This is a genomic window from Myroides odoratus (genome assembly GCF_001549985.1).
Classification (GTDB): domain Bacteria; phylum Bacteroidota; class Bacteroidia; order Flavobacteriales; family Flavobacteriaceae; genus Flavobacterium; species Flavobacterium odoratum_A.
Genome location: NZ_LROZ01000015.1, coordinates 1 through 13,460, shown reverse-complemented (window position 1 = coordinate 13,460; position 13,460 = coordinate 1). Strand labels below are relative to the sequence as shown.

The following is a 13,460-nucleotide window of genomic DNA, read 5'->3' as shown; positions in this document are numbered from 1 at the left end:
TCGTTTTCTTAGTTAAATAAGTCATTTTGTTCCTCTTGAAAGAAGCGTTCTAAGGAGGCAATATCTGGAATCAGTACGCTACGGGCTTTACTACCTTCAAAAGGACCAACAATTCCCGCTGCTTCCAATTGATCAATAATACGTCCTGCTCGGTTGTACCCCAACTTTAATTTACGTTGTAGTAAAGAAGCTGAGCCTTGTTGTGCTACTACGATAACTTCAGCTGCGTCTCTAAAAAGCGAATCTCTTTCACTAATATCCATATCTAAAGCAGATCCACTTCCTTCTTCTCCTACATATTCTGGCAATAAATAAGCATCTGGATAAGCCTTTTGCCCACCAATATACTCTGTTATTTTTTCAACTTCAGGCGTATCAACAAAAGCACATTGTACGCGAACTAAATCATTCCCTTGTGTATACAATAAATCCCCTCTACCAATTAACTGATCAGCTCCTTGTTGATCTAAAATCGTACGAGAATCAATCTTTGACGTTACGCGAAACGCAATTCGCGCAGGGAAATTCGCCTTAATAATACCTGTAATTACGTTTACCGATGGACGTTGCGTTGCAATAATTAAGTGAATTCCAATCGCACGCGCCAACTGAGCTAAACGCGCAATTGGTGTTTCAACGTCTTTTCCTGCCGTCATAATCAAATCGGCAAACTCATCAATTACCAAAACAATATAAGGTAGAAAACGGTGCCCATTTTCAGGATTTAAACGTCTTTGCTTAAATTTCTCGTTATACTCCTTAATATTTCGAACCATTGCATCTTTCAATAAGCTGTAACGGTTATCCATTTCGATACAAAGGGAATTCAAGGTATTGATAACCTTGGTATTATCTGTGATAATTGCTTCTTCTGAATCGGGTAATTTCGCTAAATAATGACGCTCAATTTTATTGAATAAGGTCAACTCTACTTTCTTCGGATCCACCAATACAAACTTCACTTCGGCAGGGTGTTTCTTATACAACAAAGAAGCCAATAAAGCATTTAATCCAACCGATTTACCTTGTCCTGTTGCACCAGCCATTAGTAAGTGTGGCATTTTTGCTAAATCAACCACAAAAGTTTCATTGGAAATCGTCTTCCCTAAAGCAACAGGTAATTCCATTTCAGCACTTTGAAACTTAGGCGACGCAATTACACTGCGCATCGAAACAATCGATGGACTTGTATTAGGTACTTCAATACCAATTGTCCCTCTTCCTGGGATCGGCGCAATAATACGAATTCCCAAAGCAGCTAAAGACAAAGCAATATCATCTTCTAAGTTTTTAATTTTAGAAATACGCACACCTGCCTCCGGTACAATCTCATATAAAGTAACCGTTGGTCCAACCGTTGCTTTAATCTGAGCAATATCGATTTTATAATTTCGCAGGGTCTCTACAATATTATTTTTATTCTCTTCTAGTTCTTCTTGATTAATGGTAATCCCTCCTGTTCCATAATCTTTCAGCAAATCAATGGAAGGAAATTGATAATTAGACAATTCTAACGTCGGATCAAATTCTCCAAAATCTTGTACCAATTGAGCCGCTAAATTCTCCTCTACCGTTCCCTCGTCCTGTGCAGCCTCAATAACAAAATCCTCGGTTGAAACAAGTTTAGGCTCTTCTTCTTTTTGTAAATCGCTTCCTTCTTTTTTATGAGGTAAATTCAGTTCCGAACTATGCCCTATGGTTGGTTTAATACTTTTATGATCGATGGAAAAAGCAGAAGGCTGTACTTCTTTTGCGCGAATTTCTTCCTCTGGCTGTATTCCTTTATTCACCTTCTCATCTACGGGTACAATCGGCTCCTTTTTCTTAGGTTCAACAGCCTCTTTATTTCCCTCTGGCGTTGCAATTATCTCTTTATCGAAAGAAGCATCATCTAACTTAGTAGCAGGTGAAAGTTTAGAAAACTTAGTTGGGATAGTCGCAATAAAATCTCTAATTTTAGTAGGAGACAATTTATAGCGGAATAAAAAGAAGGTCAACGTAATAAAGCTAATCAGTAAAATAGCACCCGCAGTACCAAGATAATCAGTCAAATACAAATTAATTTCATATCCTACTGTTCCTCCTAAAAGCGGATTTGATTGCCAAAAGAACCCTAAAAATCCCCCAAGTAATACCATAGAAGTTAGGTCCCAAAAAACAACTTTTTTAATTCTTCTTGAAGCTATACCAAAAAATGCATAGACTCCTGTATGTATCAATAATTTGGCAAAGAAAAAAGAAGCTAATCCAAATCCTTGATAAATAAAAACATGACCCAGATAGGCCCCCAATTTACCCAACCAGTTGTTGACTTCAAGCTCTCTATTCCCTACATCGATTAAATTGCTTTGATCTTCTATTCCTGAAATAAAATAAGAAATAAAACTCAGAGTAAGGGATATCCCCATAATAATCAATAAAATAGAAAATAGAAAACGCGAATTTTTTAAAATGGCTGTATCGTATTTTTTCTGTTCAAGCGGGGCTGTTTTTTTCTTTGTTGATTTATTTTCTCTTTCCATTTATACATTGCAATTGATAAGATAGGCTTTTACACTTGGCTCGCTAATGTAATAAAGTAAAAGATATCTTTAAAGAATGTCGTCAATTTTAAATAACAAATCACTACTTTCTTTAAAAATATCTTTTTTACATGCGCTAATTTAATCCGCTTATAGGGCAGCTAGAGCTAATTCATAGTTTGGTTCATTCGCTGTTTCAGCCACTTGTTCTGTATACACGACTTTTCCTTCTTCGTTAATTACAACAATAGAACGCGATAATAAACCTGCCAAAGGTCCATCAGCAAATGTTACTCCATACGCTTGACCAAAAGCTCCCGTTCTAAAATCAGACAACATAACTACATTGTCAATTCCTTCAGCACCACAAAAACGAGTTTGAGCAAAAGGTAAATCCTTAGAAATACACAATACTACAGTATTCGGTAATTGAGCTGCTTGTTGATTAAATGTACGAACAGACATCGCACATGTAGGCGTATCAATGCTAGGAAAAATATTTAAAACTACTTTTTTACCAGCAAAATCCGCTATTGATTTTATTGCTAAATCTACTCCAACTAATTCGAAATTAGGAGCTACCACACCTACGCTTGGTAATTCACCTACCGTGTGAAAGGGATTATTTTTTAATGTAACTGTTGCCATACCTTACTTTTTTTATTCAAACAAAAATAAGAAAAAATGCCCAACTATTTGCTTTAAATCTTGCGAAGTCTTGTCGCAAATCACAAGACGGAATGCTGAGGATTTGAATACCACAAGTATTCCCTTGATTACTCTCCCTTTCTTTTTTCTTAAACCTCGTTAATTTATATACGTTTAACTACTAAGAAACAAACGATATGCTTCCTTTTTCCTAACTTTGATAGAAACACGTAAAAATCTACCTATGAAAACAATGAAAGCAGCACGTTGGCATGCAGCCAAAGACATCCGTGTAGAGGAAGTCAATATTCCACAACCCAAAGCAGGTCAAGTCAAAATTGCCGTTCAATTTGCTGGAATTTGTGGTTCTGACCTTCATGAATATAACCACGGACCTCAATTAATTCCCATGGATGCTCCTTATCCCCTAAATGGCCACCAAGGCGTAACCACCTTAGGTCATGAATTTTCAGGAATTATTGAAGAAGTTGGCGAAGGAGTTACTCATCTCAAAAAAGGCGATCGCGTAGTAGTAGAACCAATCTATAAAAATTTTGATAGTCCCTTTACGACTGCAGGCCAATACAATTTAGGAGAACACCTTGGCTTTATTGGATTAGCTGGTGATGGTGGATTTGCAAACTATGTTGTTGTGGAAGACTATATGGTCCATCCTATGCCAACCGCTATGACTTTTGAACAAGGTGCTATGGTAGAACCAGCAGCCGTCGCTGTTTATGCTATTATGCAAAGTAAGGTGCAGTTAGGAGAAACGGTATTCATTTCTGGAGCAGGCCCTATCGGACTATTGTGTACCCAAGCGGCTTTAGCAGCGGGTGCTAGTACTGTTATCGTAACCGATGTTGCAGAGAAACGACTAGAAAAAGCGAAAGAAATTGGTGCAACTCATGTATTCAAAGCTACAGCTGTTGATTTACACCAAAAAATAAAAGCAGTAACCGATCAATTAGGTCCTCATGTTTTTTTAGATTGTGCGGGTGTACAAGCTTCTTACACTACGGGATTTAATGTTGTACGAAACGGTGGAACTGTAGTACTTGTGGCACTATTTGGTCAACCCGTTCAACATGATGCGCTCCAACAAGTTTTACGCGAAATTACAGTCAAAGGAGTAATTGCATATCGAAATATATTTCCGCAAACCATGAAGCTAATTAGCAGTGGACAAATGCCTGTAGAAAAACTAATTACCAATAAAATTCGCCTAGAAGAAATTGTGGATAAAGGTTTTGAAGCTTTAATCAATAACCCTTCAGAAGTAAAAATATTAATTGATATTGCTAAATAATAAAACGTGAAATGTCGTGTGTGAAGCACTTCATGTTTCACACGCGACAATCAACGTTTTTATCTTATACTTATTTCCTCTATTTCTTTTCTTCTATAATCTTTTTCAACAACAACACAGCCTGCTCCAATTCCTTTTCATTCATTGAAGCAAAACCAAAGCGAAAAGCATTTAATTCTACTATAGCTCGCTTAATGGCCAATTGTGGATGATGAATTAAATACTCAACGAGGTGAGGTTTCTTTAAGACCAACCATATCGCCATTCCCCCTGATGGTAAAGCATACGTCACATGAGCTTGCAAATGCTCTTGCAACAACTGATCTAAATAATCTCTTCGAGAAAAATAACATTTTTTTGCTTTTTTAATATGTCGTTTCAATTCACCAAGTTTAATCAACTCAGCTAAAGCATTTTGCATATATCCATCAACTCCCACATCAATTCGCTTTCTCAAAGCTACACTTTGTTCAATAAAATTAAAAGGGGCAACCATAAACCCGATGCGAATCGATGGATCTAATAGTTTTGAAAAAGATCCTATGTAAATAATATGGCCGTTATGTGGACTACTAGCCAAAGGTAAATAAGGAGATGATGCGTAATGATAATCATAATCGTAATCATCCTCAATAATAGCAAATCCATAGTGTTGAGATAACTTAAGTAGTGCAATACGCCTTTCAATACTCATTGTTACAGTAGTAGGATAATGATGATGTGGAATCACATAAATAGCCTTGATGGGCTGCTGTTCACAGATGGCTTGTACCTCTTCAACAACTAAACCACAATCATCGACTCCAACTTCAATAACCGTTGCTCCTGTTTGTTCAAACACCTTTGTTGCCATGGCATAATTCGGTTTTCCAACCACAACAATATCCCCTTGTCCCAACAATAATTGTGCAGCCAAATAAATACTCATTTGTGCGCCATGAGTAATTAAAAGGTGCTCTTTTTCAATATTTAACCCTCGCGTTTCTGACAGATATTCCGCCAAGATTTCACGCAATTTTAAACTGCCTTGTGCACTGCTAAAAGTAGCATTGCGAATACTGTGTTTCTTAGAAGTATAAGAACGATAAATCTTAAGCAAATCATCAATGGGAGAAAGACGTACATCAGGAAAACCGTCGTCAATGATGACATCAGGTAATCTTGTAGTTGACTTCTGTTTTGGGGTTGTTATTTGTTTAAAAGGTAAATCAAAAATGGCTCTATACGAGGATTGATTCGCTTCTTCTGACCACTTTTTGGGTTTTAAATGAGGAATCTTAGCAGAAACAGCAACATATTTTCGCGGAACAGAAACAACCCAATCTTGAGCTTCTAATTCTTCATAGGCAGCTACTATTGTCTTTCGATGCACCCCTAGTAATTTCGCCAAATCACGCGTACTGGGTAAATGGGTATTGGCTTTAATAATTCCCTGACTGATCGCATTGATAAACGAAATAGCAATCTGTCTATAAATGGGAATACTACTTGTTCTATCTATCGTTATGATTCTTTCAAATGGCAACATAGTGGACTACTAATTATAACTTATCTGGACCACAAAGATAGTCCTAATCTCTAATACTTTTGTCCCGTAAAATAAAAATAAAGATGAACTACACAATTAAAAAAGCAAGCTTAGAAGACGTAAAAGAAGCTTCAGAATTATTTAACTTATACCGTATATTCTATCGACAAGAATCAGATTTACAAGGAAGTACAACCTTTATCAAAGACCGCCTACTCCATGGAGAATCTGATATTTTCTTGGCTATGATAGATGATAAGGCAGTTGGTTTCGTGCAATTATACAAGCTTTTTCACTACATTAAACTACAAAAACAATGGTTATTAAGTGACCTATTTGTACATCCTGACTATAGAGGAAAAGGATTGTCGGTTGCTTTAATTGACCGTAGCAAAAAATGGTGTGAAGAAACAGGTGCTTGTGGATTAATGCTAGAAACTGAAAAAACGAACATCATAGGTAATAATCTCTATCCGAAATGTGATTTTCAATACGATGGAGTGCATAACTACTATAATTGGTGGAAATAAGTCTAGTTTGTTGGCGGAGTTTCGGCTTCGCCAATTTTGTTTTTCTTAAAATTTATATGCTATGTTACACATTCAAGAAAACATCAAGTACATTTTACAACGCATTGAAAATGCTTGTATCGCCAACAATAGAGATCCCAAAGAGGTCCAATTATTATTGGCTACAAAAACCGTTCCTGCAGCGAGAATTCGCTTAGCTATTACAGCAGGTCAAACATTAATAGGGGAAAACAAAATTCAAGAAATCAAAGAAAAATACAACGATCTTCTTGACCTTAAACCGACCAATCACTTCATCGGTCACCTGCAAACCAATAAAATTAAAGACATCTTAAAATACGATGTTACGTGTATTCATTCGATTGATCGACTGGACTTAGCAATTAAGTTACACCAACGTTTAACTCAGGAAAATAAAACGATGGATGTACTGATTCAAGTTAACACCTCAAATGAAGAAAGCAAATTTGGTATTGCACCTGAACATGCATTAGCACTTATACAAGAAGTTGCTCAACTTGATACATTGCACATCAAAGGACTTATGACCATTGGTTTATTTAGCGCAGATGAAGCTCAAATACGCCCTTGTTTTAGATTGCTGAAAAGCATACAACAACAAGCCAAAGAGCTCCATCTTCCAAATGTCGAAATGAAAGAACTATCCATGGGTATGAGTGGTGATTTAGAAATAGCTATTGCAGAAGGTGCTACCATTGTTCGCGTGGGAACAGCTATTTTTGGAGAACGACTTTATCCAGATAGCTACTATTGGAACGAAAACAAATGACAAAAGCATACTTGTTTGGCATAAAAATTGTATTTTTAAGGTTAAACAAAAAAGATGAAAAAATATTATTCACACCCTGTATTTGCCGTATTTGCCTTATTTATTCTTTCAATAAGCACATATGGCCAAACCAAAAATTTTGGTCAGAAAATAGGTGATTTGATGTATGAAATGACAGCAAGTCAACCGAACACAGAAAAGATTCAACAGCTCTTACAATCCATGCCCGTTGATAACAAAGAAGTAAAAATAGGCAACCTTTCCTATAGTATTTTTGATGGCTTTGATGGAGATAAAATGTATTATATTCCCTTTACAACAGCAGAAGAAAGTAGATTTACAGTTGAACAATTAAAACGAGACAATAAGCTGTATTTTGGTGTTCAATTTCTACTAAAAAGTGAATATACTATAGACAGTAAAAAACAGGTTCACTATACCCATGCAAATTACGCATACAATACAAACTATGAAGAACTAAGTTCTTATTGTACCACCCCCATGAAATACAAAAACGGGAGTGGCAATAACCCTGAATCTCCCCTATTAAGTTGCGTATACACCAACCCAGATAGCAAAAAGAGAATGATGTATTGGGTTGTTTTTGAAAAACCCATCGGTGATGCAAAAGGAAATACAATCAAAGAAATCAAATTTCAAAGTATAGAACTCTGGCAAAAATAAAAAAGAAAGGCTATCCATTTGGATAGCCTTTCTTTATGCTTCTATCTGATCCAACGAAGAATAAACCGAATTTTGTGATTTAAACTCTGGAACAATTTGTTTCAATATTGTAACTAAATACATGATATCTTTTTTGGTTTCTTCTTCTAAAACCCCTTGACACAATTGTTCAATTGCATATTTTGCTTCCATTAAATTTTGCTCTCTTACTTGAGCAATCATAATCTTTTCATGGTGTGTCTTCACCGTGTTTTCATCATTAGCCAAAAGCTCTTCAAAAATCTTTTCTCCAGGACGCAACCCTGTAATTTTAATATCTATATCATCCGGATAAACCAATCCACTTAATTGAATCATACGTTTAGCCAAATCAACAATCTTCATCGATTTTCCCATGTCGAAAACAAAAATCTCTCCTCCATTCCCCATAATAGAAGCTTCCAAAACCAATTGACAAGCTTCTGGTATCGTCATAAAATAACGTGTAATATCAGGATGAGTAACAGTTAATGGTCCACCAGTTTCTAACTGACGCTTAAACAGAGGAATCACTGATCCATTTGATCCTAAAACATTCCCAAAACGCGTAACGATAAAATTCGTTTTACTTTTATCTTTCAAACTAGAAACATAAATTTCAGCAGCTCGCTTTGTAGCTCCCATAACATTCGTTGGGTTCACAGCTTTATCCGTGGAAACCATTACAAACTTATGCACACCAAAAGCAACAGATAAATCGGCAATATGTTTTGTTCCTTTGATATTTGTATAAATTGCTTCATAAGGATAAGACTCCATCAAAGGTACATGTTTATATGCCGCTGCATGATAGACCATCTCCGGTCTATATTGGTCAAAAATAGCATACATATTCGCCTCTTCACGGATATTTCCCACAATATAAACAATGCGGTCTTTACATGGAGAAACCATTGATTGTTGCACATCATATAAAGGAGACTCAGCATGATCAATCAAGATTAATTGCTTGAAATCAAACAAAGCTACTTGTCTAGCAATCTCACTCCCAATAGAACCTGCAGCCCCTGTAATCATAACAACCTTGCCTTTTAATTCGTTTCCTATGATGGGGTTTTCTAGATTAATTGCCTTGCGACCTAATAAATCATCAATTCGCAATTCTTTAATTTGTCTATTGGTATATTTCCCATTCAACCAATCAGTTGCTGGAGGAATAATCTTGATCTTAACTGGCAATTCAACCAAATATTCAGCAATCTCATTCAAGCGTTCACGCTGAATATTCTGAATAGAAATAATAATATCGTCAATACGATAATGCTGAACAAATTCAGTTGTAATATCCTTACTTCCATAAATACGATACCCCGCAATACGTTGCCCTACTTTTTTATCATTATCATCAATAAACCCAATAATCTGAGTGCGTATTTTGGTATCTGCAGCTAAAGCGTTTAACGTTATTAAACCCGAATCACCAGCACCATAAATCAATACACGCTTCTCATTGCGAACTTCTAAAATATAACTTCGGTAAAACTGGCTATAGAACAAACGAGCACAAACAAGAATAGCAGCAGACAACAACATATGCATCACGATAAATGAATAAGATTGTCTGATGAAATCATCTAATTGCTCACCTTCAATAATTCCATTGCGCTGTAATGCCGCAGGAATTGTAATCAAAACACTAGCAAATAAACAGGTGATAAAAACTAGCTCTATGTCCTTGATAGAGGTTTGACGAATTAGACTACGATATGGTTTTACTAACCAAAAACTAAGGATATAAGCTCCTAAAACAATTGGTAACTTAGAATAGAATAGCTCAATATCATAAGTACCATAAAAATTACTTAAGAACAGTAATGATATAAAATAAGTGAAAAGGATAATAAAGATATCTATAATGAATATAATTCCTCGAGGGATATCTCTCTTCAACCTACTTTTTAAACGCTCAATCATAGCAATATAAATGGATATTTCTTCTTTTTTATCAAAGATAGTACATTTTCGACATTATTTAGATAAAAAAAGCTACAATTATTCCATATTAAACAATAATAGCAAAAAATATGTTAAACACCACAAACAAATATAATAAAATTCACAATATAAAATATTTCTTGTATTAATACATAAAATAAAAGACAAAACATGAGATTTAAAAAAGCGAAATATTTATATCTTGCGATTTTTCTGTCCTATTGCGACTTTTATAGAAGAATTGTGTTTTGCTTTTTGTGAGGTTTGCTTTTTGTGAGGTTTGTTTTTCGTGAGGTTTGTTATTTGTGAAGTTGTAAGATTTATCGATTAAAGAAAAATTTACACTATTTAGAAAATTTACTTCTCTCCCTTTTCCCCTTTCCTCTCTCCAATTGCTTTGTGAATTTGCTCTTTGCTCTTTGTGAGAATTGCTCAACACCACACCCTCTCATCACCACACCTTCTCACCAACAGCTATAAAACAAAAAAGCCTGACTACTTACGTAATCAGGCTTTTCAAAAGAAGGGCGACGACATACTCTCCCACCATGTGGCAGTACCATCTGCGCTAGCGGGCTTAACTTCTCTGTTCGAAATGGGAAGAGGTGAGCCCCGCCGCAATAACCACCCTAAAGCGGTTGTTATAAATTCCTTGCGGATCCTATAACTAATTCGGTATATTATAACGTAACAAATACTTACTTCATTTTAGAAAGTTGCCCTCCCTCTACTCTAAAGTAGAGGGAGTACACATAAGCTTACGAGCTATTAGTACTACTTGACTATGACATTACTGCCTTTACATCTATAGCCTATCAACGTTGTCATCTTCAACGGCTCTTTAAAGAAATCTCATCTTGTGGTGGGTTTCGCACTTATATGCTTTCAGCGCTTATCCCTGCCCAACGTAGCTACTCTGCGATGCCCCTGGCGAGACAACAGATGCACTAGAGGTTGGTCCAATTCGGTCCTCTCGTACTAGAATCAGATCCACTCAAATTTCTAACGCCCACAGTAGATAGAGACCGAACTGTCTCACGACGTTCTGAACCCAGCTCGCGTGCCACTTTAATGGGCGAACAGCCCAACCCTTGGGACCTTCTCCAGCCCCAGGATGTGACGAGCCGACATCGAGGTGCCAAACCCCCCCGTCGATATGAGCTCTTGGGGGAGATCAGCCTGTTATCCCCGGCGTACCTTTTATCCTTTGAGCGATGGCCCTTCCATGCGGAACCACCGGATCACTATGCTCTACTTTCGTACCTGATCGACTTGTTAGTCTCCCAGTCAAGCTCCCTTATGCCATTGCACTCTACGCACGGTTACCAAGCGTGCTGAGGGAACCTTTAGAAGCCTCCGTTACTCTTTTGGAGGCGACCACCCCAGTCAAACTACCCACCAAGCAATGTCCTCTGCAATGCAGAGTTAGATCTCAAATAAGCAAAGGGTGGTATTTCAACAATGACTAACCTACGCCTGGCGACGCAGGATCGAAGTCTCCCACCTATCCTACACATCACTTATCCAAGAACAATACTAAGCTATAGTAAAGGTGCACAGGGTCTTTTCGTCCCACTGCGGGTAATCGGCATCTTCACCGATACTACAATTTCACCGAGCTCATGGCTGAGACAGTGTCCAGATCGTTACACCATTCGTGCAGGTCGGAACTTACCCGACAAGGAATTTCGCTACCTTAGGACCGTTATAGTTACGGCCGCCGTTTACTGGGGCTTCAATTCAATGCTTCTTCTTGCGAATAACATCTCCTCTTAACCTTCCAGCACCGGGCAGGTGTCAGGCCCTATACTTCATCTTACGATTTTGCAGAGCCCTGTGTTTTTGATAAACAGTCGCCTGGACCTTTTCACTGCGGCCAGCTTGCGCTGGCGACCTTTCTCCCGAAGTTACAGGTCTATTTTGCCTAGTTCCTTAGCCATGAATCTCTCGAGCGCCTTAGGATACTCTCCTCGACTACCTGTGTCGGTTTACGGTACGGGTACTAATAATCTAAGTTTAGAAGCTTTTCTTGACAGCCCTTAGGCACACTATCTCGTTGTTCGAAAACGCTGAGTACTATCGCATTTCTCCATCCCCTACGCATTTTACTATAGGGAATATAGGTACGTGCTTCAACGAACTATTCCGTCAGTTCGCGGTGCTTTCATCACTGTGTCACTCCATCACAATTATTAGTAGTACGGGAATATTAACCCGTTGGCCATCGACGTCCCCCTTCGGGTGTGCCTTAGGTCCCGACTAACCCTAAGCTGATTAGCATAGCTCAGGAAACCTTAGTCTTACGGCGGGGGTGTTTCTCGCACCCCTTATCGTTACTTATGCCTACATTTTCTTTTCTATAAACTCCACCATACCTCACAGTACGGCTTCTATGTCGATAGAATGCTCCCCTACCACTCACGTCTAAAACGTAAATCCATAGCTTCGGTAGTATACTTATGCCCGATTATTATCCATGCTCGATCGCTCGACTAGTGAGCTGTTACGCACTCTTTAAATGAATGGCTGCTTCCAAGCCAACATCCTAGCTGTCTGGGCAATCAAACCGCGTTTTTTCAACTTAGCATACATTTGGGGACCTTAGCTGATGGTCTGGGTTCTTTCCCTCTCGGACATGGACCTTAGCACCCATGCCCTCACTGATGATTATCATTAATTAGCATTCGGAGTTTGTCAGGAATTGGTAGGCGGTGAAGCCCCCGCATCCAATCAGTAGCTCTACCTCTAAGTAACTATGATCATCGCTGCACCTAAATGCATTTCGGGGAGTACGAGCTATTTCCGAGTTTGATTGGCCTTTCACCCCTACCCACAGGTCATCCGAAAACTTTTCAGCGTTAAACGGTTCGGTCCTCCATTTAGTGTTACCTAAACTTCAACCTGCCCATGGGTAGATCACACGGTTTCGCGTCTACCACTACTGACTAAAGCGCCCTATTAAGACTCGCTTTCGCTACGGATCCATGACTTAATCACTTATCCTCGCCAGCAACGGTAACTCGTAGGCTCATTATGCAAAAGGCACGCCGTCACCCAACGAATGGGCTCCGACCGCTTGTAGGCGTATGGTTTCAGGATCTATTTCACTCCGTTATTCACGGTTCTTTTCACCTTTCCCTCACGGTACTGGTTCACTATCGGTCTCTCAGGAGTATTTAGCCTTAGCGGATGGTCCCGCCAGTTTCAATCAGGGTTTCACGTGCCCCGACCTACTCAGGATACCACTATCCTTATCTTCTCTTACTTATACGGGACTATCACCCTCTTCGGTTTACCTTTCCAGGTAATTCTAATTCAATCCGCAAGAAATATCGTGGTCCTACAACCCCAATATTGCCGTAACAACATTGGTTTGGGCTATTCCGCGTTCGCTCGCCACTACTAGCGGAATCACTTTTGTTTTCTTCTCCTCTGCCTACTTAGATGTTTCAGTTCAGCAGGTTCGCCTCCTATT

At 38.3% G+C, this 13,460-nt stretch carries 8 protein-coding genes and 2 rRNA genes; 4 read left to right on the top strand and 6 right to left on the bottom strand.

Features of this window, described 5'->3' with window-relative positions; translation table 11 throughout:
* Positions 1 to 8: 8 nt before the first annotated feature.
* Together AWV75_RS13845 and tpx are read right to left on the bottom strand one after the other, a co-directional pair.
* Positions 9 to 2,522 (bottom strand): FtsK/SpoIIIE family DNA translocase, encoded by a 2,514-nt coding sequence (locus AWV75_RS13845; RefSeq protein WP_060874939.1) that lies wholly within the window; start codon positions 2,520 to 2,522, stop codon positions 9 to 11.
* Positions 2,523 to 2,672: 150 nt separating this feature from the next.
* Positions 2,673 to 3,170, bottom strand: a complete 498-nt coding sequence (gene tpx / locus AWV75_RS13840; RefSeq protein WP_060874938.1) for a thiol peroxidase — start codon at positions 3,168 to 3,170, stop codon at positions 2,673 to 2,675.
* A gap of 244 nt (positions 3,171 to 3,414) precedes the next feature.
* Here tpx and AWV75_RS13835 point away from each other — a divergent pair, with 244 nt between their 5' ends.
* A complete protein-coding gene (locus tag AWV75_RS13835; protein ID WP_060874937.1) occupies positions 3,415 to 4,479 on the top strand; it encodes a 2,3-butanediol dehydrogenase in 1,065 nt (354 codons plus the stop codon).
* Positions 4,480 to 4,558: 79 nt separating this feature from the next.
* On the opposite strand, the gene pdxR is transcribed toward AWV75_RS13835, so the two are convergent.
* Entirely contained in the window at positions 4,559 to 6,007 is a 1,449-nt protein-coding gene (gene pdxR, locus AWV75_RS13830) for a MocR-like pyridoxine biosynthesis transcription factor PdxR (protein WP_060874936.1), read from the bottom strand.
* An 83-nt stretch (positions 6,008 to 6,090) separates the two neighbouring features.
* Between pdxR and AWV75_RS13825 the strand changes: the two genes are divergently transcribed.
* From AWV75_RS13825 to AWV75_RS13815, 3 genes are all read left to right on the top strand, one after another.
* A complete protein-coding gene (locus tag AWV75_RS13825; RefSeq protein ID WP_060874935.1) occupies positions 6,091 to 6,537 on the top strand; it encodes a GNAT family N-acetyltransferase in 447 nt (148 codons plus the stop codon).
* Positions 6,538 to 6,598: 61 nt separating this feature from the next.
* Entirely contained in the window at positions 6,599 to 7,327 is a 729-nt protein-coding gene (locus AWV75_RS13820) for a YggS family pyridoxal phosphate-dependent enzyme (protein WP_060874934.1), read from the top strand.
* 54 nt (positions 7,328 to 7,381) lie between these two features.
* Positions 7,382 to 8,011 (top strand): hypothetical protein, encoded by a 630-nt coding sequence (locus AWV75_RS13815; RefSeq protein WP_060874933.1) that lies wholly within the window; start codon positions 7,382 to 7,384, stop codon positions 8,009 to 8,011.
* A gap of 33 nt (positions 8,012 to 8,044) precedes the next feature.
* Here AWV75_RS13815 and AWV75_RS13810 read toward each other — a convergent pair whose 3' ends face one another.
* The 3 genes from AWV75_RS13810 to AWV75_RS13795 all read right to left on the bottom strand — a co-directional run.
* Positions 8,045 to 9,964, bottom strand: coding sequence for a polysaccharide biosynthesis protein (locus AWV75_RS13810; RefSeq protein ID WP_060874932.1), 1,920 nt, complete (start codon positions 9,962 to 9,964; stop codon positions 8,045 to 8,047).
* A 543-nt stretch (positions 9,965 to 10,507) separates the two neighbouring features.
* Positions 10,508 to 10,617, bottom strand: a 5S ribosomal RNA gene (rrf, locus tag AWV75_RS13800).
* A 115-nt stretch (positions 10,618 to 10,732) separates the two neighbouring features.
* A 23S ribosomal RNA gene (locus tag AWV75_RS13795) occupies positions 10,733 to 13,460 on the bottom strand; the annotation flags it as partial.